The organism is Kitasatospora sp. NPDC058063 (genome assembly GCF_042885395.1).
Classification (GTDB): Bacteria; Actinomycetota; Actinomycetes; order Streptomycetales; family Streptomycetaceae; genus Kitasatospora; species Kitasatospora lactacystinica.
This window is the reverse complement of the sequence record NZ_JBHVSD010000008.1, coordinates 375,359-400,410: the sequence shown is the minus strand read 5'-3', so window position 1 is coordinate 400,410 and position 25,052 is coordinate 375,359. Positions and strand designations below refer to the sequence as shown.

19 protein-coding genes are annotated in these 25,052 nt (G+C 72.7%); 14 read left to right on the top strand and 5 right to left on the bottom strand.

Annotated elements, in window-relative coordinates; all coding sequences use genetic code 11:
- Window positions 1–314: 314 nt before the first annotated feature.
- Complete coding sequence (gene ileS / locus ACFVUY_RS17170; RefSeq protein WP_359908368.1) at window positions 315–3,446, bottom strand: isoleucine--tRNA ligase; 3,132 nt, start codon at window positions 3,444–3,446, stop codon at window positions 315–317.
- Between the two features lie 660 nt (window positions 3,447–4,106).
- Here ileS and ACFVUY_RS17165 point away from each other — a divergent pair.
- From ACFVUY_RS17165 to ACFVUY_RS17150, 4 genes are all read left to right on the top strand, one after another.
- On the top strand, window positions 4,107–4,571 hold the full coding sequence (locus ACFVUY_RS17165) for a TraR/DksA family transcriptional regulator (protein ID WP_359908365.1): 465 nt from the start codon (window positions 4,107–4,109) through the stop codon (window positions 4,569–4,571).
- A gap of 165 nt (window positions 4,572–4,736) precedes the next feature.
- A complete protein-coding gene (lspA, locus tag ACFVUY_RS17160) occupies window positions 4,737–5,387 on the top strand; it encodes a signal peptidase II (RefSeq protein ID WP_387694847.1) in 651 nt (216 codons plus the stop codon).
- Between the two features lie 53 nt (window positions 5,388–5,440).
- Window positions 5,441–6,379, top strand: coding sequence for an RluA family pseudouridine synthase (locus tag ACFVUY_RS17155; protein WP_387694829.1), 939 nt, complete (start codon window positions 5,441–5,443; stop codon window positions 6,377–6,379).
- Window position 6,380: 1 nt separating this feature from the next.
- Entirely contained in the window at window positions 6,381–6,845 is a 465-nt protein-coding gene (locus ACFVUY_RS17150) for a GNAT family N-acetyltransferase (protein ID WP_387730676.1), read from the top strand.
- A gap of 199 nt (window positions 6,846–7,044) precedes the next feature.
- On the opposite strand, the gene ACFVUY_RS17145 is transcribed toward ACFVUY_RS17150, so the two are convergent.
- Window positions 7,045–7,779 carry a mechanosensitive ion channel family protein gene (locus ACFVUY_RS17145; RefSeq protein WP_387730673.1) on the bottom strand — a complete coding sequence of 245 codons (735 nt, stop codon included), beginning with the start codon at window positions 7,777–7,779 and terminating at the stop codon, window positions 7,045–7,047.
- 383 nt (window positions 7,780–8,162) lie between these two features.
- Here ACFVUY_RS17145 and ACFVUY_RS17140 point away from each other — a divergent pair, with 383 nt between their 5' ends.
- From ACFVUY_RS17140 to ACFVUY_RS17130, 3 genes are read left to right on the top strand one after another with little or no spacing between them, the layout of a single operon-like run.
- Entirely contained in the window at window positions 8,163–10,934 is a 2,772-nt protein-coding gene (locus tag ACFVUY_RS17140; protein WP_387730671.1) for an alpha/beta fold hydrolase, read from the top strand.
- Window positions 10,931–11,917, top strand: a complete 987-nt coding sequence (locus tag ACFVUY_RS17135) for an ABC transporter permease (RefSeq protein WP_387730669.1) — start codon at window positions 10,931–10,933, stop codon at window positions 11,915–11,917. Before ACFVUY_RS17140 ends, ACFVUY_RS17135 begins: the two co-directional genes overlap by 4 nt.
- A gap of 25 nt (window positions 11,918–11,942) precedes the next feature.
- The gene (locus ACFVUY_RS17130; RefSeq protein ID WP_387730667.1) at window positions 11,943–12,572 is read left to right on the top strand and encodes a dienelactone hydrolase family protein; all 630 of its coding nucleotides are present in this window, start codon (window positions 11,943–11,945) and stop codon (window positions 12,570–12,572) included.
- A gap of 92 nt (window positions 12,573–12,664) precedes the next feature.
- Here ACFVUY_RS17130 and ACFVUY_RS17125 read toward each other — a convergent pair whose 3' ends face one another.
- Complete coding sequence (locus tag ACFVUY_RS17125) at window positions 12,665–13,444, bottom strand: VOC family protein (protein WP_387694834.1); 780 nt, start codon at window positions 13,442–13,444, stop codon at window positions 12,665–12,667.
- 159 nt (window positions 13,445–13,603) lie between these two features.
- On the opposite strand from ACFVUY_RS17125, the gene ACFVUY_RS17120 reads away from it, so the two are divergent.
- Window positions 13,604–14,269 carry an MOSC domain-containing protein gene (locus ACFVUY_RS17120; RefSeq protein WP_387730664.1) on the top strand — a complete coding sequence of 222 codons (666 nt, stop codon included), beginning with the start codon at window positions 13,604–13,606 and terminating at the stop codon, window positions 14,267–14,269.
- Window positions 14,270–14,368: 99 nt separating this feature from the next.
- Window positions 14,369–14,872, top strand: coding sequence for a DUF3592 domain-containing protein (locus ACFVUY_RS17115; protein WP_387730662.1), 504 nt, complete (start codon window positions 14,369–14,371; stop codon window positions 14,870–14,872).
- Window positions 14,873–14,915: 43 nt separating this feature from the next.
- On the opposite strand, the gene ACFVUY_RS17110 is transcribed toward ACFVUY_RS17115, so the two are convergent.
- A complete protein-coding gene (locus tag ACFVUY_RS17110) occupies window positions 14,916–15,335 on the bottom strand; it encodes an I66 family serine proteinase inhibitor (protein WP_387694837.1) in 420 nt (139 codons plus the stop codon).
- Window positions 15,336–15,471: 136 nt separating this feature from the next.
- Between ACFVUY_RS17110 and ACFVUY_RS17105 the strand changes: the two genes are divergently transcribed.
- Together ACFVUY_RS17105 and dnaE are read left to right on the top strand one after the other, a co-directional pair.
- A complete protein-coding gene (locus tag ACFVUY_RS17105; RefSeq protein ID WP_387730659.1) occupies window positions 15,472–16,542 on the top strand; it encodes a hypothetical protein in 1,071 nt (356 codons plus the stop codon).
- Window positions 16,543–16,719: 177 nt separating this feature from the next.
- Window positions 16,720–20,253 (top strand): DNA polymerase III subunit alpha, encoded by a 3,534-nt coding sequence (gene dnaE / locus ACFVUY_RS17100; RefSeq protein WP_387730656.1) that lies wholly within the window; start codon window positions 16,720–16,722, stop codon window positions 20,251–20,253.
- Window positions 20,254–20,344: 91 nt separating this feature from the next.
- Here dnaE and ACFVUY_RS17095 read toward each other — a convergent pair whose 3' ends face one another.
- Window positions 20,345–21,232: a LysR family transcriptional regulator gene (locus ACFVUY_RS17095; protein ID WP_380548688.1), complete on the bottom strand. Its 888-nt coding sequence runs from the start codon at window positions 21,230–21,232 to the stop codon at window positions 20,345–20,347.
- A gap of 93 nt (window positions 21,233–21,325) precedes the next feature.
- Between ACFVUY_RS17095 and ACFVUY_RS17090 the strand changes: the two genes are divergently transcribed.
- From ACFVUY_RS17090 to ACFVUY_RS17080, 3 genes are all read left to right on the top strand, one after another.
- Complete coding sequence (locus ACFVUY_RS17090; RefSeq protein WP_387730653.1) at window positions 21,326–22,213, top strand: dihydrodipicolinate synthase family protein; 888 nt, start codon at window positions 21,326–21,328, stop codon at window positions 22,211–22,213.
- Window positions 22,214–22,327: 114 nt separating this feature from the next.
- Window positions 22,328–23,377 (top strand): aspartate-semialdehyde dehydrogenase, encoded by a 1,050-nt coding sequence (locus ACFVUY_RS17085; protein WP_359908324.1) that lies wholly within the window; start codon window positions 22,328–22,330, stop codon window positions 23,375–23,377.
- A 321-nt stretch (window positions 23,378–23,698) separates the two neighbouring features.
- Complete coding sequence (locus ACFVUY_RS17080) at window positions 23,699–25,036, top strand: NYN domain-containing protein (protein WP_387730651.1); 1,338 nt, start codon at window positions 23,699–23,701, stop codon at window positions 25,034–25,036.
- Window positions 25,037–25,052: the final 16 nt, after the last annotated feature.

Below are 25,052 nucleotides of genomic sequence, written 5' to 3'. Positions count from 1 at the left end.
GGGCTGGACGAATTGCCGACAGCCGACCCTGTGGGTGGGGCGTTGAGACCGTTGGCAGTCTGAAAATCACCCGTCACGCCCCTCTTCGCACCCACCCCCTGCGCCGCCCCCTTCCGCAGCGCGTCCCTCTCGCGGGGGCCTCGCTGGGGAGGGGGCGCTCTTGTTTGTGGTGGGTGGGGGTGATCCTCTCGGTGGGGAGGGAGGGAGGGAGGGAGGGAGGGAGGGAGGGAGGGAGGCGGGTGGGTGGGTGGGCGTTGGAAATGCGGAACCGCCGCCCGGCGGGGAGCCGGGCGGCGGTTCGGGGGTGGTGCGGGTCAGGCCTTGCGGAGCTGGAAGGCGAGGCCGAGGGAGTCGTCCGCGAAGGTCTCGGAGTCCCAGTCGGCCGCACCGGCGGCGAAGTCGGTGGCGAGGACCTCCTCGGCGACGAGGGGGCCGTGTTCGGCGATGGCTTCGGCGGTCTCCTCCGAGGTGGCGCGCCAGCGCAGGACGATGCGGTCGGCGACGTCCAGGCCGGAGTTCTTGCGGGCCTCCTGGATCTGGCGGATGGCGTCGCGGGCGATGCCGAGCCGCTTGAGCTCCGGGGTGATGGCCAGGTCGAGGGCGACGGTGGCGCCGGACTCGTTGGCGACGGCCCAGCCCTCGCGCGGGGTCTCGGTGATGATCACCTCGTCGGGGGAGAGGGTGATCGGTTCACCGTTCAGTTCGACGGAGGTGGTGCCCGAGGCGCGCAGTTCGGCGGCCAGGCGGGCGGCGTCGGTGGCGGCGACCGCCTTGGCGACGTCCTGGACACCCTTGCCGAAACGCTTGCCCAGCGCGCGGAAGTTGGCCTTGGCGCTGGTGTCGACCAGCGAACCGCCGACCTCCGCCAGCGACTCCAGGGTGGAGACGTTGAGCTCCTCGGCGATCTGCGCGCGCAGGTCGGCCGGCAGCTCCTCCCAGCCCTGGGCGGCGACCAGCGCGCGCGAGAGCGGCTGACGGGTCTTCACGCCGGACTCGGCGCGGGTGGCCCGGCCCAGCTCGACCAGGCGGCGGACCAGTGCCATGTGCCGGGAGAGCTCGGTGTCGATCAGCGACTCGTCGGCCTCCGGCCAGGTGGCCAGGTGCACCGAGGCCGGGGCCTCGGGGGCGACCGGGACGACCAGGTCCTGCCAGACCCGCTCGGTGATGAACGGGGTGAGCGGGGCCATCAGGCGGGTGACCGTCTCCAGCGCCTCGTGCAGCGTGGCGAGCGCGGCGGCGTCGCCCTGCCAGAAGCGGCGGCGGCCGCGGCGGACGTACCAGTTGGACAGGTCGTCGACGAAGCCCGACAGCAGCTTGCCGGCGCGCTGGGTGTCGTACGCCTCGTAGGCCGCGTCGACCTCGCGGACCAGGGTGTTCAGCTCGGAGAGCACCCAGCGGTCCAGCTGCGGGCGGTCGGCCGGGGCCGGGTCGTTCGCCGAGGGCGCCCAGTTCGAGGTGCGGGCGTACAGGGCCTGGAAGGCGACGGTGTTCCAGTAGGTGAGGAGGGTCTTGCGGACCACCTCCTGGATGGTGCCGTGGCCGACCCGGCGGGCCGACCAGGGCGAGCCGCCGGCCGCCATGAACCAGCGGACGGCGTCGGCGCCGTGCTGGTCCATCAGCGGGATCGGCTGGAGGATGTTGCCCAGGTGCTTGGACATCTTGCGGCCGTCCTCGGCCAGGATGTGGCCCAGGCAGACGACGTTCTCGTAGCTGTTCCTGTCGAACACCAGGGTGCCGACCGCCATCAGCGTGTAGAACCAGCCGCGGGTCTGGTCGATCGCCTCGGAGATGAACTGCGCCGGGTAGCGCTTCTCGAACAGCTCCTTGTTCTGGTACGGGTAGCCGTACTGGGCGAAGGGCATCGAGCCCGAGTCGTACCAGGCGTCGATGACCTCGGGCACGCGGGTGGCGGTGCCGCCGCAGTCGCGGCAGGCGAAGGTCACCGCGTCGATGTACGGGCGGTGCGGGTCGAGGCCGCTCTGGTCGGTGCCGGTGAGCTCGGACAGCTCGGCCAGCGAGCCGACGCAGGTGAGGTGGCCCTCCTCGCAGCGCCAGATCGGCAGCGGGGTGCCCCAGTAGCGGTTGCGGCTGAGCGCCCAGTCGATGTTGTTGTTCAGCCAGTCGCCGAAGCGGCCGTGCTTGACCGTGTCCGGGAACCAGTTGGTGGCCTCGTTCTCGCGGATCATCGCGTCCTTGACGGCGGTGGTCCGGATGTACCAGGACGGCTGCGCGTAGTAGAGCAGCGCGGTGTGGCAGCGCCAGCAGTGCGGGTAGCTGTGCTCGTACGGCAGGTGACGGAAGAGCAGGCCGCGCTCCTTGAGGTCCGCGACCAGGGCCTCGTCGGCCTTCTTGAAGAACTGGCCGCCGACCAGCGGGACCTCGGGGGCGAAGGTGCCGTCGCCGAGCACCGGGTTGACCACCGGCAGGCCGTACTTGCGGCAGGTCGCGAGGTCGTCCGCGCCGAAGGCGGGGGACTGGTGGACGATGCCGGTGCCGTCCTCGGTGGTGACGTAGTCGGCGTTGAGGACGTAGTGGGCGTTCTCGATCTCGACCAGGTCGAAGGGGCGGCGGTAGGCCCAGCGCTCCATCTCGGCGCCGGTGAAGGACTCGCCGGTGGTCTCCCAGCCCTCGCCGAGCGCCTTGGCGACCAGCGGCTCGGCGACGACCAGCTGCTCCTCGCCGTCGGTGGCCACCACGTAGGTGACCTCCGGGTGGACGGCGGCGGCGGTGTTGGAGACCAGGGTCCACGGGGTGGTGGTCCACACCAGCAGGGCGGCCCGGCCGGCCAGCGGGCCGCTGGTGAGCGGGAAGCGGACGAAGACCGAGGGGTCGACCACGGTCTCGTAGCCCTGGGCCAGCTCGTGGTCCGACAGGCCGGTGCCGCAGCGCGGGCACCAGGGGGCGACCCGGTGGTCCTGGACCAGCAGGCCCTTGTCGAAGATCTGCTGGAGCGACCACCAGACGGACTGGACGTACGACGGGTCCATCGTCCGGTAGGCCTCGTCGAGGTCGACCCAGTAGCCCATGCGGGTGGTCAGCTCGGCGAAGGCGTCGGTGTGGCGGGTCACCGAGTCGCGGCACTTGGCGTTGAACTCGGCGATGCCGTACGCCTCGATGTCCTGCTTGCCGGAGAAGCCCAGCTCCTTCTCGACGGCGAGCTCGACCGGCAGGCCGTGGCAGTCCCAGCCGGCCTTGCGGGCGACGTGGTAGCCCTTCATGGTCCGGAAGCGCGGGAAGACGTCCTTGAAGACGCGGGCCTCGATGTGGTGGGCGCCGGGCATGCCGTTGGCGGTGGGCGGGCCCTCGTAGAACACCCACTCGGGGCGGCCCTCGGACTGCTCCAGGCTGCGCTGGAAGATCTTGTTGTCCTGCCAGAAGGACAGGATCTGGTGCTCCAGGGCAGGCAGATCCACCTGCGCGGGGACGGGGTTGTAGGAGCTGGCCATCGCGGCGTCTACCTCCGGTGGATGCGGGACTGGATCCTCCGGAGGGACGAGACGGCCCGGCCGTCCCGCGGTACCACCCTCCTTGGCCGCGGTGGTGCGTTCGCGGCCCTCTTGTTTGGGCTTGCTGCCGGGTCTAGTGGGCCACCGCGGCATCGCGGCGGCCGTTCTTCCGGCGGCTCCGGGGTGATCTTCCCGTCGTGCACACCCCCGGGCTCGCACCGTCCCCGGGTCGCTGGTGGCTGCGTACGTCGGTACTCGTCCCATCTGCGCCTTGCACGGCCAGTGTATCGGCCGGGCGCGCCGGTTTGTCCAAACCGTTTCCCGGTGGGCGGTCCGGAGCACTCCGGGGGCGCTTCGGGAGCGTTCCGGGGGCGTTCGCCGAGGGAGGTTAGCCGGAGTCGATCTGGGCACAAATCTCTGAGCGCACGGGGCGTGACGGTTGGGACGGCTGCCTGGGTGGGAACGTTATGAGGCGTCGGTATGTCATGTTGTGACCGGTTTTGATCGGGATTATCGTTCCGGCACTGGAAGCCGCCGGGAACCGGCGGCTCGATTCGTTCGTAGATGGGGTCGAAAGCCATGGCTGAGAAGGGAACCGGCGCGGGCACCGCCACCAAGCGGGCACGCAAGGCCGTGGCGGTCGACCCAGGGGAGGGGCCTGTGACCACTACCGCACCGAAGAGCAGCACCGACACCGTCACCGCGCCGCGCGGCGCCGAGTCGGTGGACCCGGCCACGCTGCCGGTCCGGCCGGGCGAGGACCCGTGGACCGCCGAGGAGGTCCACGAGCTGCACGACGAGCTGATCAGCGACCTGGACCGGCTCCGGACCGAGATCGGCGCCGCCGAGGCGGCCATCTCCGGCCTGATGCGCGACTCCAACGACGGAGCCGGCGACGACCAGGTGGACGCCGGTACGAAGAACATCTCGCGGGAGAGCGAGCTGGCGCTGGCCAACAACGCGCGGGACAGCCTGGCCCAGACCGAGCGCGCGCTGGATCGGCTGGAGGGCGTCGGCTTCGGCACCTGCGAGTCCTGCGGGCAGGCCATCGGCAAGGCCCGGATGCAGGCCTTCCCCAGGGCGACGCTCTGCGTGCAGTGCAAGGCCAAGCAGGAACGCCGCTGACCCTGCGACCGGAGCGACGCGGGGGGTCGGGCTTGCCGTACGCTCGACCCCGTAACGTCGCCCGAGTAACGTCGCCTGACGCGTTCGTGAACGCGGGCAGGCTGTCACCGGCCCACCACCCTCCCCCTCCTGCGGACCGGGGGAGCTCCATCGGCAGCGGAGCGGATCATCAGCACGCAAGGTTCCCCCCAGACCCGGGACGACGCCGTCCCGTCCCCCGCCGATGCCGTGGAGGTGCCCGTGGCGGAGCCGACCGGGGCGTCCGTGGACGACGCGGGGAGCGAGAAGCCCAAGGGCCGGCGCCGGGTCGGGGTGCTGCTGGTCGTGGCGGTGCTCGCCTTCCTGATCGACCTGGGCAGCAAGCTGCTGGTGGTCGCCCGGCTGGAGAACCACGCGGCGATCAAGGTGATCGGGGACGTGGTCACCTTCCAGGTGATCCGTAACTCGGGCGCGGCCTTCGGGATGGGGCAGGCGCTGACCGTCGTCTTCACGATGATCGCCTCCGCCGTCATCGTGGTGATCTGGCGGATCGCGCGCCGCCTGTACAGCCTGCCCTGGGCGATCGCGCTCGGGCTGCTGCTCGGCGGGGCGCTCGGCAACCTCACCGACCGGCTGTTCCGCGCGCCCGGCGTCTTCCGCGGGCATGTGGTGGACTTCATCTCCGTCCAGCACTTCGCGGTCTTCAACCTCGCGGACTCGGCGATCGTCTGCGGCGGAATCCTGGTGGTGCTGCTCTCCTTCCGGGGCAGCAACCCGGACGGGACGCTCCACCAGCAGGCCGACAAGGCGGAGAAGACGGAGCAGGCCGAGAAGTAGCCCCGGCCACCGGCGGGCGGGGGCAGGGCCGCGGTTCCGGCATACTCGTACGGGTGAGTACCGCAGCGCAGATCCGCAGCCTCCCCGTTCCCGACGGCCTGGAGGGCGAGCGCCTCGACGCCGCCCTGGCCCGGATGTTCGGCTTCTCCCGGACCAAGGCCGCCGAGCTGGCCGCCGACGGCAAGGTGATGCTCGACGGCGCCGCGGCCGGCAAGTCGGACCGGGTGACCGCCGGCTCCTGGCTGGAGGTCGAGATCCCGGCCCCGGCCGCGCCCGTGCGGATCGTCGCCGAGGCGGTCGAGGGCATGCGGATCGTCCACGACGACGAGGACATCGTGCTGGTCGACAAGCCGGTCGGCGTCGCCGCGCACCCCAGCCCGGGCTGGACCGGCCCCACCGTGATCGGCGGGCTGGCCGCGGCCGGGTACCGGATCTCCACCTCGGGCGCCGCCGAGCGCCAGGGCATCGTGCACCGGCTGGACGTCGGCACCTCCGGGCTGATGGTGGTCGCCAAGTCCGAGCGCGCCTACACCGACCTCAAGCGGCAGTTCCACGACCGGATCACCGAGAAGCGCTACCACACCCTGGTGCAGGGCCACCCGGATCCGATGAGCGGGACGGTGGACGCGCCGATCGGCCGGCACCCCAGCTCGGACTGGAAGTGGGCCGTCACCCGGGACGGCAAGCCGTCCGTCACCCACTACGACCTGATCGAGGCGTACCGGGCCGCGTCGCTGCTGGCGATCAAGCTGGAGACCGGGCGCACCCACCAGATCCGCGTCCACATGTCCGCGCTGCGGCACCCCTGCGTGGGCGACCTGACGTACGGCGCCGACCCGACGCTGGCCAAGCGGCTGGGCCTGACCCGGCAGTGGCTGCACGCGGTGTCGCTCGGCTTCGAGCACCCGGCGGACGGGCAGTGGGTCGAGTTCTCCAGCGAGTACCCGGAGGACCTCAGGAAGTCGCTGGACATCATCGCGGCGGAGAGCTGAGGTGGCGGCTGCCACCGTCCGGATCGCCGAGGGGGAGGCGGACCTGGAGCTCGTGCGGGCCGTCCGGCGCGAGGTCTTCGTCGTCGAGCAGAACGTGCCGGAGGAGCTGGAGTACGACGAGTACGACGCGACCTCGGTGCACCTGCTGGCCCTCGGGGCCGACGGGGCCGCGCTGGGGACGGCGCGGCTGATCTTCGGGGAGCAGGCGCGCGAGCTCACCGGCGGTGTCGAGGGACGCGTGCTGCTCGGGCGGCTCGCGGTCGTCGCGGCGGCCCGGGGGACGGGCCTCGGGGCGGTGCTCGTACGGGCGGTCGAGGCCGCGGGAGTCGAGCGCGGCGCCGTGGAGGTCGAGCTGCACGCGCAGGTGCGGGCGCTCGGGTTCTACGAGCGGCTGGGGTACGTGGCCGAGGGGCCCGTGTACGACTCCGCGGGCATCCCGCACCGGACGATGACGCGGATGCTGTAGCCGTAGGCGTTCCGGGCGGACGGCGCCGCACCTCCGGGGGCGGGTTCCCGCCGGTCGCCCTTCGCTTCGCGCGGTTCCCCGTGCCCCGGTCGGGGTGCGGGGAACTCTTGCTTTCGGGGCGGGGCGGGGCGGGGCGGGGCGGGGCGGCGCGGGGCGGGGTGGTGGGGGTGGCTGCTTCCGGCGCGGTCGCGGGCGCGGCTCAGCCTTCGGTGGTGCGCAGGCGGGGGAGGGCGTGGGGGTGCTCGTCGCGCAGGTGGGCGATGAGCTGTTCGCGGATGTCGAAGCGGAGCCGGGCGGCGTCGTCCGGGGTGCGGGCCGTCATGGTGGCGCGGACGACGATGGTGCTGGGCGTGGTGTCGGTGACGTGCAGGGCCCACTCGTCGCCGTCCCACAGCGGGTGCCGGTCCAGGCGGGCGCGCAGGACGGCGCGCAGCTCCTCCATCGGGGTGGTGTGGTCCAGGTGGAGCAGCACGGCGGCGAGCAGGCCGGGGTCGCGGCGGGTCCAGTTCTCGAAGGGCTTGTTGACGAAGTACGAGACCGGGACGACCAGTCGGCGGTAGTCCCAGAGCCGGACCACCAGGTAGGTGAGGGTGATCTCCTCGACGGTGCCCTGCTGGCCGTCCACCACCACGGTGTCGCCGATCCGGACGGTGTCGCTGAAGGCGATCTGGAGGCCGGCGAAGAAGTTGCCCAGGGTGCTCTGGGCGGCGATGCCGGCCACGATGCCGATGACGCCCGCCGAGGCGAGCAGGCTGGCGCCGACGGTGCGCATGGCGGAGAAGGTCAGCAGCATCACGGCCACCGTGACCACGACGATCAGCGCGCCGGCCACCCGGCGGAGCATGCCGATCTGGGTGCGCACCCGCTGGACCCGGGCCGGGTCGTCGACGCGGGCCTCGTACCGGCTGAGCAGCGCCTCCAGGAGGGCGGCCACCACGCGGACGGTGAGCCAGCCCAGCGAGGCGAGCAGGAGCAGCAGGAGCAGGTGCTGGGCGCCGGCGTCGCCCTTCAGGTGGAAGATCCGCTGGAGCGGGTCTGGCCGCGAGCAGCAGGGCCGACACGACGGAGAGCTGGAGCGGGATCCGGCAGCGGCGCAGCAGCGGCCAGACCGGTGCCGAGGGGTTGCGGGCGGCGATCCGCTGGAGGGCCTGGTCGACGATCCAGCCGATCGCCAGGGTGGCGGCGACGGTGGCGAGCAGCGAGATCAGCGGCCAGGGCATGCGCCGTACGATACTCGGGCACAGTGGGGCGAACCGGGCGAAATGGTGTGGCGGCTTTATCGGACACCTACCCGGACGGCGGATACGATCAGCGCCCATGGAGTTCGGTGGGGCATGGCGTCGCTGGCGCGCCCGGGGAACAACGGTCGGACGCAGGCTGCTGGCCGGGGCGGTGGCCCTGGTGGCGGTGGCCGCGGCCGGCACCGCGACGGTGGCGTCCGGCGGTGAGCGGGCGGTCCACCAGGAGGACCGTTTCCTCAGCATGCCGGAGACACCCGGCAGCACCCAGCAGGTCCAGCTGGACACCTCCTTCTTCACCACCGGCGGCGGTCCGCGCCCGGCGGTGCTCCTGGCGCACGGCTTCGGCGGTTCCAAGGAGGGCGAGCGCGAGCGCGCCGAGCAGCTGGCCCGGCAGGGGTACGCGGTACTGACCTGGTCGGCGCGCGGCTTCGGCCACTCGGGCGGCAGGATCGGGTTGAACGCGCCGGACCGCGAGGTCGAGGACGTCAAGCACCTGGTGGACTGGCTGGCCCAGCGGCCCGAGGTGCAGCTGGACGCCGCCGGCGACCCGAAGGTCGGCATCACCGGCGCCTCGTACGGCGGCGCGGTCTCGCTGCTGGCCTCCGCCTACGACCACCGGATCGACGCCGTCGCCACCCAGATCACCTGGTGGAACCTGGCCGACGCGCTGTTCCCGCAGGGCGTCCAGGGCTCGGGCGCGGCGGACGGCGTGTTCAAGAAGCTGTGGGCCGGGATCTTCTTCACCACCGGCTCGGCCGGGGACCTCGGGCCCTCCGGCGGGGCGCCGCGGGAGGGCGGCGGGCCGAAGCCGACGGCGGACGGGCCGGTCGGCTGCGGGCGGTTCCTCGACTCGCTCTGCCAGATGTACGACCGGGTCGCCACCGCCGGGCACGCCGATCCGGAGGCCGTCGCGCTGCTGGAGCGCTCCAGCCCGTCCTCGGTGGCGGCGCAGCTCAAGGCGCCCACGCTGGTGGTGCAGGGGCAGCAGGACTCGCTGTTCCCGCTGGACCAGGGCGACCGCATCGCCAAGGCGGTGGCCGCCAACGGCGCGCCGGTCGCGGTGGACTGGTTCGCCGGCGGCCACGACGGCGGGACGGACACCAGCGCGCGGGTCGACGACCGGGTGACGGCCTGGTTCGATCACTACCTCAAGGGGGACGGCAACGACACCGGCGCCGCCTTCCGGGTCACCCGCACCGGCGGGGTCGACTCGACCGGCTTCCAGGCCGTGCTGCGCGGAGCCACCGCCGACCGGTACCCGGGGCTGGGCGGAACCGGCTCGCGCACCGTCGAGCTGACGGGCGGCGAGCAGACCCTCGCCAACCCTCCCGGCGGTGCGCCGCCCGGGATCTCGACCCTGCCGGGCATCGGCGCACTCAGCCAGGCGGCCTCGCTGGGCGCCGGGCTCTCACTGGACTTCCCCGGGCAGAACGCCGCCTTCGACTCGGCGCCGCTGGACTCGCCGCTGCACCTGACCGGGCAGCCGACCGTGCCGGTACGGGTGACGGCGGACCGGCCGGACGCGGTCCTGTTCGCGAAGCTGTACGACGTCGGGCCGGACGGCAAGGCGGTGCTGCCGCAGCAGCTCGCCGCCCCGCTGCGGGTCACCGGCGCGGACGCCGGGCAGACCGTCACGGTCGCGCTGCCGACCGTGGACCACACCTTCCCCACCGGGCACCGGGTGCGACTGGTGCTGGCCGCCACCGACCTCGCCTACGCCTCGCCGGTCGAGCCGGCCACCTACCGGGTGGCACCGGCCGGAGCGCTCACCGCGCCGACCGTCGCCGAGCTGGTCACCGAGGCGGCTCCGCTGCCCTCGCGCACCTGGCTGCTGCCGGTGATCGCCGTCCTGGTGGCCGCGGCCCTGGTGCTGGCGCCGCGGCTGCGCCGCCGCCGGGCCGCCGGGCCCGCCTTCGACCCGGAGCTCGCCGCAGTGCCGCTGCGGATCAGCGGGCTGAGCAAGCGCTACAAGGGCGCCCAGGACCGCTACGCCGTACGGGAGCTGGGCTTCCGGGTGGAGCAGGGACAGGTGCTCGGCCTGCTCGGGCCGAACGGCGCCGGCAAGACCACCACGCTGCGGATGCTGATGGGACTCATCCGGCCGGACGCCGGGGAGATCCGGATCTTCGGCCACCTGGTGCGGCCCGGCGCGCCCGTGCTCTCGCGGGTCGGGGCGTTCGTGGAGGGCGCGGGCTTCCTGCCGCACCTCACCGGGCGGGCCAACCTGCGGCTGTACTGGCAGGCGACCGGACGGCCGGAGGCCGACGCCCGCTTCGACGAGGCGCTGGCCATCGCCGGGCTCGGCGAGGCCCTGGACCGCGCGGTGCGGACGTACTCGCAGGGCATGCGGCAGCGGCTGGCGATCGCGCAGGCGATGCTCGGGATGCCGGACCTGCTGATCCTGGACGAGCCGACCAACGGGCTGGACCCGCCGCAGATCCGTGAGATGCGCGAGGTGATGATCCGGTACGCGGCCGACGGGCGGACCGTGATCGTGTCGAGCCACCTGCTGTCCGAGGTCGAGCAGAGCTGTACGGACCTGGTGGTGATGGACCGCGGGCGGCTGGTCACGGCCGGCCCGGTCGGGGACATCGTGGGCGCCGGCGAGCTGCTGATGATCGGCATCGCCGGCCCGTACGACCCGGTGCCGGTGGTCGAGAAGGTCGCCGCGCTCACCGGGGTCGGCTCGGTGGAGGCCGCCGACGGCGGCCTGCTGGTGCGCCTGGACGGACTGGCGGCCAGCGCGCTGCTGGCCGAACTGGTGCGGCTGGAGGTACCGGTGGAGAGCGCCGGGCCGCAGCGCCGCCTGGAGGACGCGTTCCTGTCGTTGATCGGAGGTGGAGCGTGAGCGTCGCCCCGAAGGACCACACCGAGTCGAAGGACCGTGCCGAGTCGATGGACCGTGCCGAGGACCGCGCCGAGGGCCGTTCCGAGTCGAAGGGCCGTGCCGAGTCGAGGGACCACGCCGAGTCGAAGGGCCGTGCCGAGTCGAGGGACCACGCCGAGGGGTACCGGGCGAGCCGGACGCTGCCGCTGCGGGTGGAGGCGATGCGGCAGCTGCGCCGGCGCCGCACGATGGTGATCGGCGGGGTACTGGCCGCCATGCCGTTCGTCCTCCTGGCCGCGTTCCAGATCGGCGGCACCCCGGGCCGTCCGGGCCGGACCAGTTTCATCGAGCTGGCCACCGCCTCGGGCCCCAACTTCGCGGTCACCATGCTGTTCGTCGGCACCGGCTTCATGCTGGTCATCCCCGTCGCGCTGTTCTGCGGGGACACCGTCGCCTCCGAGGCCAGCTGGTCCTCGCTGCGCTACCTGCTGGCCGCGCCGGTGCCCCGGGCCCGGCTGCTGGCCCGCAAGTTCGCCGTCGGCCTGGCGTTCTCGGCGGTGGCGGTGGTGATGCTGCCCGCGATCGGGCTGGTCGTCGGCACCGCCGCGTACGGCTGGGGGGACCTCGAACTGCCCGCCGGGGTCAGCCTGCCGGCCGGGCAGGCGCTGCCCCGGATCGCCATCGCGGTGGCCTTCGTCCTCCTGAGCGAGACCGTGATCGCGGCGCTCGCCTTCTGGCTCTCCACCGCGACGGACGCGCCCCTGGGCGCCGTCGGCGGCGCGGTGTTCGCCTCGATCATCACCGGGGTGCTGGACGCTGTCACCGCGCTGGGCGACCTGCGGGAGTGGCTGCCGGCGCACTGGCAGTACTCCTGGGCGGACGCCCTGCAGCCGCAGCTGGAATGGGGCGGCATGGTGCAGGGCGTCTCGCTGTCGCTCTCGTACGCGGCGGTGCTGCTGGCGCTGGCGTTCCGGGGGTTCGCGCGCAAGGACGTGGTGTCGTAGGCGTGCGGTGGGGCACCGGCCGGGCATGCGGGATCATGGGTGGGTAGCTGACCTCGCTGGTGAAGGACCCGAAACCGTGGCCCAGATCGTCCTCTTCCACTCCGCCTACGGGCTGCGCCCCGCCGTGAGCGCCGCCGCCGAGCGGCTGCGCGCCGCCGGGCACACCGTGCACACGCCGGACCTGTTCGACGGGCGGACCTTCGAGTCCGTCGAGGAGGCGCAGGAGTTCCAGGAGGAGCTCGGCGGCCGTGACGAGCTGCTGCGACGTGCGGTGACCGCGGCCGCGCCGGTCTCCGAGGGCGGGCTGGTGTACGCCGGCTTCTCGCTCGGCGGCGCGGTGGCGCAGAACCTGGCACTGGCCGACGAGAAGGCCCGCGGGCTGCTGCTCCTGCACGGCACCTCGGACCTGCGGGAGGACGCGGCCACCGAGATCCCGGTGCAGCTGCACATCGCGGAGCCGGACCCGTTCGAGCCGGAGGACTGGCTGAACGCCTGGTACCTGCGGATGCGGCGGGCCGGGGCCGAGGTGGAGGTGCACCGCTACCGGGGCGCCGGGCACCTGTTCACCGACCCGGAGCTGCCGGACTACGACGAGGAGGCGGCCGAGCGGGCCTGGGCGGCGTCGCTGGACTTCCTCGCGGAGCTGGACGGCTGACGGCTGACGGAGGGTCGGAGGGCCGGAGGGTCGGAGCACGGACCCGCCCGCCCGGACGGGGTTCCGGGCGGGCGGGGCGGAGGCGGGCGGGGTCAGGCCGGCTTGGGCTTGATCATCGCGAAGGGGGCGCCCTGCGGGTCGGCGACGACGGTCATCCGGCCGGCCACCATGTCGAAGGGCGGGGCCAGGACGGTGCCGTTGCGCTTGACCAGGGCGTCCACGGTGGAGTCGACGTCGTCGACCGCGAAGTAGGTCAGCCAGTGGGGCGGGGTGCCGGGCGGGTCGTTGGCGAGCAGGGTGGCGCCGCCCACCGCCTTGCCGCCGACCTGCAGCACCCAGTACGAGTCCACGCCCGGCATCGGCTCGATCTCGATGCCGAACGCCTCGCCGTAGAAGGCGGTGGCGGCCGGGATGTCGTTGGTGTGCAGCTCGTTCCAGGTCAGCGCGCCGGGCTCGTTGACGACCTGGGCGCCGAAGAACTCGCCCGGCTGCCAGACGCCGAACACCGCGCCCTGCGGGTCGGCGGCGATCAGCATCCGGCCCAGGTCGCCGACGTCCATGACCGGGACGATCAGGGTGCCGCCGGCGGCGACGATCGCGTCCTGGGTGGCCTGGGCGTCGGTGCTGGCCAGGTAGCTGGTCCAGACGGTCGGCGGCTCCGGCATCCCCTCGGGGGCCGATGCCGGGCCGATGCCGGCCGCGGCCTTGCCGTCGAGCGTGCAGACGGCGTAGCCGCCGAACTCGGCCGGGCCGGGCTGACCCTGCCAGCCCAGGAGGTCGCGGTAGAAGTCCAGTGCGGCCTGCTGGTCCTTGGCCATCAGGTCGACCCAACACGGGGTGCCGGTCGCGTACGGGGTGGTGACTTCGGGCATGATCGCCCTTTCTGGTGAGGGGTCCCTGCCGGTCACCATCTCCTCGTGCACCGTGGTTCGCCACTCGACACACCGCCGCGGCCGCCGGCCCGGGCGGGGCCAGGGCGAAGAGATCCCCGATGGCCGTACAGGTGCGCCCGTTCGGCGTACGGTCGACGTATGGACGTACAGGCGCGACTGCTCTCCGTCAACGTCGGCAGGCCCCGGCCGAACCCGTGGAAGAAGGACCTCGGGCTCACCGGCATCGACAAGCGCCCGGTGGACGGCCCGGTCGCGGTGGCCGCACCGGGCCCCCGGGGCACGGGCGCGGTCGCCCTGGCCGGGGACCGGGTGTACGACGTGAAGCACCACGGCGGCGACGACCAGGCGGTGTACGCCTACGCCCGGGAGGACCTGGACGGCTGGCAGACGGAGCTGGGCCGGGAACTGGCCAACGGCTCCTTCGGCGAGAACCTGACCACCACGGGCCTGGACGTGAACGACGCGCTGATCGGGGAACGCTGGCGGATCGGCCCGGACGTCGTCCTGGAGGTGTCCTGCGCGCGCATCCCCTGCGGCACCTTCCAGGGCTGGCTGGCGAGGGAGGGCTGGATCCGGCGCTTCACCGAGGCGGCCCTGCCGGGCGCCTACCTGCGGGTGGTCGCACCGGGCGAGCTGCGCGCCGGGGACGCCGTGGAGGTGGTGCACCGTCCGGACCACGACGTCACGGTGGCCCGGTCGTTCCGCGCGGTGACGACCGAACCGGAGCTGCTGCCGGGCCTGTTGGCGGTGGAGGCGTTCCCGGAGGAGATCAAGGAGCTGGTGCGCCGCCGGGTCCGGGCCTAGGGCATGTCCTCCGACTCGCGTCCGCGGGGCGACGCCGGTGTCGGCGGGGGCGGCTGGCGTGGGCGCACATGGGCAGCTGGGCTGACACCGGGGGGATCGATGGAGAACGCGCCGGACCATGGCCGGACCGTGCGGAACGGTTCGCTCGCGATGATCGGCCTGGGGGTCCTGCTGTTCGTCCTCAGCCTGGTCTACCTGATACCGCACGACATGGGGGTGACATCGGCTCTGCGCAGTCGCGGCGTCCACGTCCCGGCGGTCGTCACCGAGTGCGTGGAGGTGAGCGGGCCGCAGGACAACCCGGCGGGCAACTCCGAGTGCCGGGTGCGGTTCACGACGTCCGAGGGGGCGTCCGTCGAGACCCGACTCGCCTACGTCACCGGCAGCGTCAAGGCCCGTGACACCGTGACGGTGGTGTACGACCCCCGGCACACCGACACCGCCGCGCTCGCTTCGAGCATCGGCTTCTGGAACTCGCTGGGCCGGAACGTGCTCGATGTGGTCGCACTGGTCGCGTCGGTCGTCATGGTCCTGCTGGGCCTCGCGGTCCGTCTCGCGTACCGCCGGTTCACCCGGGCACGCAGCCGGCCCGGGGCGACGTGACGCCCCCTCGCCCGGGGCGGGCGAGGGGGCGCGGCTCGGGGGATCAGACGTCGAGCTTCTCGAAGGTGAAGGCGGTGGAGCCTTCGAGGACGGGGATGACCTCGATCCTGCTCTGCCGGCCGGGTTCGAGGACGGTCCACGAGGAGCCCTGGGGGGACTTGATCCGGTAGGTGTCCGGGACGCCGTCGACGGGGATCAGCTCCCACTCCGGGGCGTCGCCCTGGTCGAGGAGGAGGGAGACCAGCGGGCCGGCGGGCGCAAGGTCCTCCACGGCCGTCGGGGCGCCCTTGGCGTAGAGCCGGTAGCGGTTGTCGGGGTAGGCCTCGACGACCCAGACGGCGTCCTGGTCGTCGGTGTTGGCGAAGACGGCTTTGGGGGAGAGGTCCAGGGCTTCGTGACGGGCGCGGCCGATCCTGGCGTCGCCGTGCTGGATGGTGTAGAGGCCGGACTCCAACTGGGCCATGGCTGTCATTCCTTCGCGGTTCGGGCGAGATGCAGGACTGTTGTACGTGCTCGGAGGAAGCCGGGGCAGGGGCCTCGGCGTGCCGTCACCTGAACGAGCTACGCCCCTCGCCGGGGGCTGCGGCACGATGGACCCCATGCACAGCGACCACTACGCGCCGCCGACCACCCTCCTCGGCCTCCTCCAGCGCGGCCGGGGCCAGGGCGCGCGGATAGCCGCCGAGGACCGGATGTCGGTCGCCGAACTCGTCCACGGCTGCATCCGCTGGGACTGGCGCTGGGACTCGCAGGCGGACGACCGACACCTCTACCTGGCCCGGCTGATCCGGGACCTGGAACTCCCGCTCGGGCCCGTGGTCGAGATGGCGACGGCCCGGGACGAGGACATCCGCGACCGGGCCACCGGCGTGCTGGAACTGCTGGTGCTCGCCGGCTCGGCGGACGCCCGGGCGGCGCTGCCGGACCTCGTTCCGGAGAAGGACGAGCCGCCCGCGCGCCGCCCGGTGCGGCGGCCGGATCCGTACCCGGAGCGGGACAGTGCGAGCCTGCTGGCCCTGCTGCGCGATCCGGCGGCGCCCGAGGGCGCCAAGGCCTCCGCTCTCGTGGCCCTCTCGCTCCGCGCGCCCGAGCCCGCGCTGATCCCGCTGGTGCCCGGCCTCGGCGCCGCCGACGGCACCCGACCGCTGCCGCTGCTGGGCAGGGCCGTCGGGCGGCTGGCCGGGCACGCCGTCCCGGCGGCGCGGGAGTGGGCGGCTTCGGAGCACGCGTGGCTCGCCGGGATCGGCTTCGGCGTGGTGGCCGCCCATGGCGACGAGAGCGACATCCCGGCCCTCGTGGCCGAGCTGGAGCGGCAGTGGGTGGACCGGTCCTGGTGCGGACCGGACGAGCTCGCGCGCGGGCTGGCCCGCTTCGGCCCGAAGGCCGCCGGCGCCGTCTCGCTGCTGCGCCGCTTCTGGCTCTGCACCCCGCACTCGTACGAGCGCGCCGACTACCTGGAGGCGTTGTCGGCGATGGGGGCCGCCGGCATGGCCGAGGCGTACACCGAGTCGCTGTGGGACTGCGAGGCGCGAGCCCGTCTGCTGGGCGTCGAGCGGGCCCCGGACCGGCCCGACGCGATGCGGAGGATCGCCCGTCTGCGGGACGATCCGATGGAGGAGCCGGAGGTCCGTGGGGCGGCCGCGACGCGACTCGCCGGGCTCGCCCGGTAGGCCTTCCCGGACGAGCGGCAAGTCGTTGGCGGGGGGCTAGAGTGGACGCGTGAACGCGTGAGTGGTGGTCCGGGCCCCGAGAGGTGCTCCGGGCCACATCCATTTCCAGGGCATCCCCTGTGACCTGCGCGTTCGCCGGCCCACCAGACCAGCACCAGAGCCTCCGGAGGCCCCGCCTTGAGCGATCAGCCGTTCGCGCATCTGCACGTCCACACCGAGTACTCGATGCTGGACGGTGCCGCCCGGCTGAAGCAGATGTTCAAGGAGGTCGGGCGCCTCGGGCAGACCCATGTGGCGATGACCGACCACGGCAACATGTACGGCGCCGCCGAGTTCCACCGGCAGGCGACCGACGCGGGCATCACCCCCGTCATCGGCATCGAGGCGTACGTCGCCCCGGAGTCCCGCTCCAACACCAAGCGCATCCTGTGGGGCCAGCCGCACCAGAAGCGGGACGACGTCTCCGCGTCCGGCGCGTACACCCACAAGACCATCTGGGCCCGCAACAAGGAGGGCCTGCACAACCTCTTCAAGCTGACCTCGCGCTCCTACGCCGAGGGCTGGCTGGTGAAGTGGCCCCGGATGGACAAGGAGCTGATCGCGGAGCTGTCCGGCGGTCTGATGGCCACCACCGGCTGCCCCTCCGGCGAGGTGCAGACCCGGCTGCGCCTCGGCCAGGTCGACGAGGCGCTGAAGTCCGCCGCCGACTACCAGGACATCTTCGGCAAGGAGAACTACTTCCTGGAGCTGATGGACCACGGCCTCGACATCGAGAAGCGGGTCCGTGACGGGCTGCTGGAGATCAGCAGGAAGCTCAACATCCCCCCGGTCGTCACCAACGACTCGCACTACACCACCGAGGCCGACGCCGGGGCGCACGACCTGCTCCTCTGCGTCCAGACCGGCAAGAACCTCTCCGACCCGGACCGCTTCCGCTTCGACGGCACCGGCTACTACATCAAGTCGGCCGCCGAGATGTACGCCCTCGACTCCTCGGACGCCTGGCAGGAGGGCTGCCGCAACAGCCAGCTCCTCGTCGCCTCCCGGGTCGACACCGAGGGCATGTTCAAGTTCAAGAACCTGATGCCCCGCTTCCCCATCCCGGAGGGCTTCGAGTCCGAGGCGGACTTCTTCAAGTCCAAGGTCTGGGAGGGGATGGACTGGCGCTTCCCGGGCGGGTACGACGAGGAGCACAAGAAGCTCGCCGAGTACGAGATGGACACCATCATCCAGATGGGGTTCCCGGCGTACTTCCTCGTCGTCGCCGACTTCATCATGTGGGCCAAGAGCCAGGGCATCGCGGTGGGCCCCGGCCGTGGTTCGGCGGCCGGCTCGCTGGTCGCGTACGCGATGGGCATCACCGACCTCGACCCCATCCCGCACGGCCTGATCTTCGAGCGCTTCCTCAACCCCGAGCGCATCTCCATGCCCGATGTCGACATCGACTTCGACGAGCGCCGGCGCGGTGACGTGATCCGCTACGTGACGGAGAAGTGGGGATCCGACAAGGTCGCCATGATCGTCACGTACGGCACCATCAAGGCGAAGGCCGCCATCAAGGACTCCTCGCGCGTCCTCGGCTACCCGTACGCGATGGGTGACCGGATCACCAAGGCGATGCCGCCGGACGTCATGGGCAAGGGCATCCCGCTCTCCGGCATCACCGACTCCTCGCACCCGCGCTACAGCGAGGCCGGCGAGATCCGCGGGCTGTACGAGACCGACCCGGACGTCCGGAAGGTCATCGACACCGCGCGCGGCATCGAGGGCCTGATCCGCCAGCCCGGTGTGCACGCCGCCGGCGTCATCATGTCCGCCGAGCCGCTGACCGACCACATCCCGGTCTGGACCCGGCACACCGACGGCGTCACCATCACGCAGTTCGACTATCCGACCTGTGAGGGCCTCGGCCTTCTCAAGATGGACTTCCTCGGCCTGCGCAACCTGACGATCATGGACGACGCCGTCAAGGCGATCGAGCGGAACAAGGGCGAGAAGATCGAGCTGCTCAAGCTGCCGCTCGACGACAAGCCGACCTACGAACTCCTCGCCCGCGGCGACACGCTCGGCGTCTTCCAGCTCGACGGCGGGCCGATGCGCTCGCTGCTGCGCCTGATGAAGCCCGACAACTTCGAGGACATCTCCGCCGTTCTGGCGCTGTACCGTCCGGGCCCGATGGGCGTCAACTCCCACACCAACTACGCGCTGCGCAAGAACGGCCAGCAGGAGATCACCCCGATCCACCCGGAGCTGGAGAAGCCCCTGGAGGAGGTGCTCCGGCCGACGTACGGCCTGATCGTCTACCAGGAGCAGGTGCAGAAGGCCGCGCAGATCCTGGCCGGCTACTCGCTCGGACAGGCGGACCTGCTGCGCCGGGCCATGGGCAAGAAGAAGAAGGAGATCCTGGAGGCGGAGTTCGTCCCCTTCCAGAAGGGCTGCCGCGAGCGTGGCTACTCCGACGCGGCCATCCAGGCCGTGTGGGACGTCCTCGTCCCCTTCTCCGGCTACGCGTTCAACAAGGCGCACACCGCCGGCTACGGGCTGGTCTCGTACTGGACGGCCTACCTCAAGGCCAACTACCCGGCCGAGTACATGTCCGGCCTGCTCACCTCCGTCAAGGACGACAAGGACAAGTCCGCGGTCTACCTCAACGAGTGCCGCAAGATGGGCATCCAGGTGCTGCCGCCGGACGTCAACGAGTCGGACTCGGACTTCACCCCGCACGGTGACACCCTGGTCCGCTTCGGCCTGACCGCCATCCGCAACGTCGGCGGGCCGGTGGTCGATTCGATGATCCGGACCCGGAAGGCGAAGGGGAAGTTCGCGTCCTTCCCCGACTTCCTGGACAAGGTGGAGTCGGTGGTCTGCAACAAGCGGACCGTCGAATCGCTGATCAAGGCCGGTGCCTTCGACTCGCTCGGCCACACCCGCAAGGGCCTGAGCGCGCAGTTCGAGCCGATGATCGACAACGTCGTCGGCGTGAAGCGCAAGGAGGCCGAGGGGCAGTTCGACCTCTTCGGCGGCGACGCCACCGCGGACGAGCCGAGCTTCGGCCTGGACGTCGTCTTCTCCGAGGAGGAGTGGGAGAAGTCCTTCCTGCTCGCCCAGGAGCGGGAGATGCTCGGCCTGTACGTCTCCTCGCACCCGCTGCACGGCATCGAGCACGTGCTCGCCGACAAGGCGGACTGCGCGGTCGCGGACCTCGCGGAGCGGCCGGACGGAACGATCGTCACCATCGGCGGCATCATCTCGGGCCTCCAGCGGAAGATGACCAAGCAGGGCAACGCCTGGGCCATCGCGACCGTCGAGGACCTCGCGGGCTCGATCGACTGCATGTTCTTCCCGGCCAGCTACCAGCTGGTGTCCTCGCAACTCGTCGAGGACGCCGTCGTCTTCGTGCGCGGCAAGCTGGACAAGCGGGAGGACGTGCCGCGGCTGATGGGGATGGAGCTGTCCGCCCCCGACCTGTCGAACGCGCACGCCGAGGCGCCGATCGTCATCAACATCCCGAGCGGGAAGGTCACCCCGCCGCTGGTGGCCCGGCTCGGCGAGGTGCTGGGCAGCCACCGCGGCACCACCGAGGTGCGGGTGCGGCTGGAGGGCCGCAACAAGACCACGGTGCTGCGCCTGGACCGGCACCGGGTGAAGTCGGACCCGGCGCTGTTCGGGGACCTGAAGCAGCTGCTCGGGCCGAGCTGCCTGGCGGGCTAGGAGCGCGGAGGCGAAAGGCCCGGGGCACCCGTCGCGGTGGGCGCCCCGGGCCTTTCGCGTCCGGGGAGGAGCCCCTGCCGGGGGCGCCGGCTCAGGTGCCGCCGCCCAGACCCGGCGGGACGGCCGTGTGCAGGGCGGAGACGAAGGCGGAGATGGCCGGGTGGGAGCCGGCGCCGGCGCGGAAGGCGGCGCGGGTGCGGCGGTACATCGGCAGGCGGGTGAGGACGACCCCGGGCGGGAGGCCGGCCGTGCCCAGGTGGGGGACCAGGGCGACGCCCTGGCCGGCCGCGACCAGGGCCAGCACGGTGGTGAAGTCGTCGATCTGGTGCCGGATGCGCGGTGCGAAGCCCGCCGCCTCGCAGGCCCGGACGGCCATGGTGTGGCAGAGCGTGTCGGGCGGGGACATGATCCACGGGGCGCCGCGCTGCTCGGCGACGGTGCCCGGGGTGCGGGCGGCCAGGTACATGGGCTCGGTGAAGACCGGGCGGGTCACCGCGAGGCCCGGCTCCGGGTCGGCCGGGACGAGGTCGTACTCGTGCACCAGTGCCACGTCCAGCTCGCCCGCCCGCAGGGCCGCCCCGACGGCCGCCGGGTCCACCTCGGTGACCATCGGTTCCAGCCCCGGGTGCCAGCCGGCCAGTTCGGCGAGCACCGCCGGGATGATCGCCCGGGCCGCCGACGGGTAGGTGCCGATCCGCAGCGGGCCCGCCAACCCCCGCTTGGCGTGGGCGAGTTCGGCGTCGGCCTGCTCCAGCAGGGCGAGCACCGCCTCGGCGTGCCGGACGAGGCCCAGCCCGGCCGGGGTGAGGGTGACCCGCCGTCCGGTGCGCTCCAGCAGCGGGACGCCCGCCTCCTTCTCCAGGACGGACAGCTGCTGGGACACCGCCGAAGGGCTGAAGGAGAGCGCCTCGGCGACGGCCGCGATGGTGCCGAGGTGGGCGAGTTCGCGCAGCAGGCGCAGGCGTCGGACGTCCAGCATCGGGCCAGCCTAGTCGAGCATCGGCTCAGCTTACGAGAAGCGTCGGAAATATGAACTGGACCTGGGCGATCGACGGGCCGCAGGATCGTGGACATGGAACTCAAGGGCATCCACGTCCCCCTGATCACCCCCTTTGCCGCCGACGGCTCCGTCGCCCTCGACGCACTGGGGAAGCTGGCGCACGAGGTCCTGGACGCCGGGGCGGCCGGGCTGGTCGCGCTCGGCACCACCGGCGAGCCGGCCGCACTGACCGCCGAGGAGCGGGACGCGGTGGTGGACGTCGCCGCGGCCGCCTGCGCCACGCGCGGGGCGCAGCTGACCGTCGGAGCCTCCGGCGGCGACACCCGGGCCGTCGGCGAGGCGCTGGCCGCGCTCGGCGCGCGGGTGCCGCGGGCGGCGGCGCTGGTCACCACGCCGTCCTTCGTCCGGGCCGGCGAGGCCGGGACGGTCGCGCACTTCCGGGCACTGGCCGCGAGCAGCCCGCTGCCGCTGATCGTCTACCACATCCCGTACCGCACCGGGCAGCAGCTCTCCACCGCCGCGCTGCGCGAACTCGCCGCGATCGAGGGCGTGGTGGGCGTCAAGTACGCGACCGGGGGGTTGGACCAGGCGGCCGCCGAGCTGCTCGCCGACGCCCCCGCCGGATTCGCCTTCCTCACCGGCGAGGACGCGTTCCTCTCGCCGATGCTGGCGCTGGGCGCGGCCGGCGGCATCCTCGCCTCCGCCCACCTGGCGACCGCCCGGTTCGTCGAGCTGGCCGAGGCCTGGCAGGCCGGGGACGTGGCGCGGGCACGGGCGCTCGGGCACCGGCTGACCGGGCTGGCGCTGTCCGCCTTCACGGCGCCGAACCCGTCGGTGACCAAGGGCGTGCTGCACGCCCAGGGCCGCATCCCGACCCCGGACGTGCGGCTGCCGCTGCTGCCGGCCGGGCGGGCGGAGGTCGACGCCGCACTGGCCCTCGCCAGTGGTCTGGACCAGTAGCCCCCGTCCGGGCGGCCTCTCACACCGTGGAACACCAGGCCGCCCCACCCGCGTGACAAGGCATGATGGGCAGAGTGCGGCTGTGAACAGCACCATTCAGAGGAGTAGTCGGAGATGAAGATCGGCATTGTCGGTGCCACCGGCCAGGTCGGCGGCGTGGTCCGCGAGATCCTGGCGGAGCGCGCTGGTCGTGAAGGCGGCCTGGGCCCCGTGGAGCAGCTGCGGCTGTTCGCCTCGGCCCGCTCGGCCGGACGCACGCTGCCCTGGCAGGGCACCGAGGTCACCGTCGAGGACGCGGCCACGGCCGACTACACCGGCCTGGACATCGTGATCTTCTCGGCCGGCGGCTCCACCTCCAAGGCCCTGGCCCCCAAGGTCGCCGCGGCCGGTGCCGTCGTGATCGACAACTCCTCCGCCTGGCGCCGCGACCCCGAGGTCCCGCTGGTCGTCTCCGAGGTCAACCCGGAGGCCGTCGCGGACCGCCCCAAGGGCATCATCGCCAACCCGAACTGCACCACCATGGCCGCCATGCCCGTGCTGCGCCCGCTGCACGAGGAGGCCGGCCTGGCCGCGCTCGTCGTCTCCACCTACCAGGCCGTCTCCGGCAGCGGTGTGGCCGGCGTCGCCGAGCTCCAGGACCAGGCCGCCAAGGTCGTCGAGCTGGGCGCCGCCGCGCTCGCCCACGACGGCGGTGCCGTCGAGTTCCCGGAGCCCAAGGTCTACCAGCGGCCGATCGCCTTCAACGTGGTGCCGCTGGCCGGCTCCGTCGTGGACGACGGCTCCAACGAGACCGACGAGGAGCAGAAGCTCCGCCACGAGAGCCGCAAGATCCTCGGCATCCCGGAGCTGAAGGTCGCCGGCACCTGCGTGCGCGTCCCGGTGTTCTCCGGCCACTCGCTGCAGATCAACGCCCGCTTCGAGCGCCCGATCAGCCCCGAGCGCGCCGTCGAGCTGCTCAGCGGCGCCCCCGGCGTCGAGCTGTCCGACATCCCCACCCCGCTCCAGGCCGCCGGCCGGGACCCGAGCTACGTCGGCCGCATCCGGGTGGACGAGACGGTGGACAACGGACTCTCGCTGTTCGTCTCGAACGACAACCTGCGCAAGGGCGCCGCACTGAACGCCGTCCAGCTGGCCGAGCTGGTCGCCGCCGAGCTCAGGGGCTGAGCACCTCCGGTCGTGCGCGGGGGCCGGACCCCCGGACCGGACCACCGGCGTCCACCGGTCGGAACGCCGCCGCGTGACCTCGGGCGGGCCTCGTCGTTGTACGGGGCCCGCCTTCGCTTTTGTTCGCTCCGCGCCGGGGCGGCTGTTGCGGCACCGGGACAACCGGCGAGGTTCGGCGGGCGAACCGGGGGTAAAAGGTGACCCAACGATCGGGCGACGACGGGGGCCCCTCACCTCGGCACGCCCGGACGGCGGGAGGACCGCCCATTCCCGAATCGACCCACCCGACTGATTCCGAGGGCGAGCGAAAAGAGGTGCGCGATGGACCGCTGTGTCGTCCTGGTGGACGCCGGATATCTGCTGGGCGCCGCCGCCAGCCTGCTCGCCGGGGATCCGTCCCGGTCCAAGGTCACGGTGAACCACACCGCCCTGATCACCGCACTGCGCGAGCGCGCCGAGGCCGAGACCGGGCTGCCGCTGCTGCGGATCTACTGGTTCGACGCCGCGCCCGACCGGCGCCCGATGCCCGAGCACCGGCGGCTGCGGGTACTGCCCCGGGTCACCGTACGGCTCGGCGCGCTCACCCGGGCCGAGGGACGCTGGGTGCAGAAGGGCGTGGACGCCGCGATGCACGCCGAACTCTCCGAACTCGCCCGCAACCGGGCCTGCGCCGACGTCGTGCTGATCACCGGTGACGGGGACCTGCTGCCCGGCATGATGACCGCCAAGGAACACGGGGTGGCCGTCCACCTGTGGGCCCTGCAGGCCGCCGACGGCGACTTCAACCAGTCCGAGGACCTGGTCGGCGAGGCGGACGAGCGGCGGGTGCTGGACCGGGAGTGGATCGAGGGGTCCTTCTCGCTGCGGGAGCACTCCAGTATGTTCCCGGCCCCGGGGGCCCGGCAGGAGATCGCCAAGATCCTCGCCGCCCCGCCGGCCGCCCCGCCCACCGTGGTGCCGCCGGTGGTCCGTCCGGTGGCCGCCGCCTCGGCCGCCTCGGCCCCTGCCGCGGCCTCGGCGGGAGCGGACCCCGACGCCGACGGCCGGCCGCAGCCGGCCGCGGCCGCGCTCAAGGTCGTCCCGACGCCGAAGGACCTCGCCGGCCGGACCTCCTCCGTCACCGCGATCACCCCGTCGGCGAACGGAACCGGCGGCCCCGGGGCCACCGGCCACGGCACGAACGGGCACGCCGCGAACGGGCACGGGGTCAACGGGCACGGGGCCGTCGCGCAGGCCGGGCCGGTGCTGCGCTGGTCCTCCGACCGCGGCTGGGTGGACCGGCCCGCCCCGGAGCCCGCCGTCACCGCCGGCGACAGCCTGCCCACCCTCGCCCAGCTCACCACCGCCGAGCAGCGCTGGGCCGACCGCGAGGAGGACATCACCTCCATCGGCGGCGACGCCCACGAAGTCGGGCAGGTCTTCGCCCGCCGCTGGAGCGACCGCGTCGGCGACACCGAGAGACTCACCATGCTCTGGCCCGACTACCCGCGCATCCCGCACCGGGTGGACGGCGAGCTGCTGCGCTACGCCGCCCGCTTCGGGCTGCTGGCGCACAAGGACGACCAGATCGACGAGCACGACCGCTACGCCATCAGGGCCGGGTTCTGGAAGGAACTGGCGGCCCGGGTGCCGGGCGGGTCGATGGTCGTCGACGACTGAGCCGAACTGGCCGGCG

Excerpts from the sequence above, each read along its gene's own strand:
- ACFVUY_RS17095 (WP_380548688.1), bottom strand. The coding sequence starts at position 21,232 with ATGCTGGACGTCCGACGCCTGCGCCTGCTGCGCGAACTCGCCCACCTC.
- ACFVUY_RS17105 (WP_387730659.1), top strand. The coding sequence starts at position 15,472 with ATGCACAGCGACCACTACGCGCCGCCGACCACCCTCCTCGGCCTCCTC.
- ACFVUY_RS17080 (WP_387730651.1), top strand. The coding sequence starts at position 23,699 with ATGGACCGCTGTGTCGTCCTGGTGGACGCCGGATATCTGCTGGGCGCC.
- ACFVUY_RS17125 (WP_387694834.1), bottom strand. The coding sequence starts at position 13,444 with ATGCCCGAAGTCACCACCCCGTACGCGACCGGCACCCCGTGTTGGGTC.
- ileS (WP_359908368.1), bottom strand. The coding sequence starts at position 3,446 with ATGGCCAGCTCCTACAACCCCGTCCCCGCGCAGGTGGATCTGCCTGCC.
- ACFVUY_RS17110 (WP_387694837.1), bottom strand. The coding sequence starts at position 15,335 with ATGGCCCAGTTGGAGTCCGGCCTCTACACCATCCAGCACGGCGACGCC.
- ACFVUY_RS17120 (WP_387730664.1), top strand. The coding sequence starts at position 13,604 with ATGGACGTACAGGCGCGACTGCTCTCCGTCAACGTCGGCAGGCCCCGG.
- ACFVUY_RS17085 (WP_359908324.1), top strand. The coding sequence starts at position 22,328 with ATGAAGATCGGCATTGTCGGTGCCACCGGCCAGGTCGGCGGCGTGGTC.
- ACFVUY_RS17115 (WP_387730662.1), top strand. The coding sequence starts at position 14,369 with ATGGAGAACGCGCCGGACCATGGCCGGACCGTGCGGAACGGTTCGCTC.
- ACFVUY_RS17140 (WP_387730671.1), top strand. The coding sequence starts at position 8,163 with ATGGAGTTCGGTGGGGCATGGCGTCGCTGGCGCGCCCGGGGAACAACG.
- ACFVUY_RS17130 (WP_387730667.1), top strand. The coding sequence starts at position 11,943 with ATGCGGGATCATGGGTGGGTAGCTGACCTCGCTGGTGAAGGACCCGAA.
- ACFVUY_RS17090 (WP_387730653.1), top strand. The coding sequence starts at position 21,326 with ATGGAACTCAAGGGCATCCACGTCCCCCTGATCACCCCCTTTGCCGCC.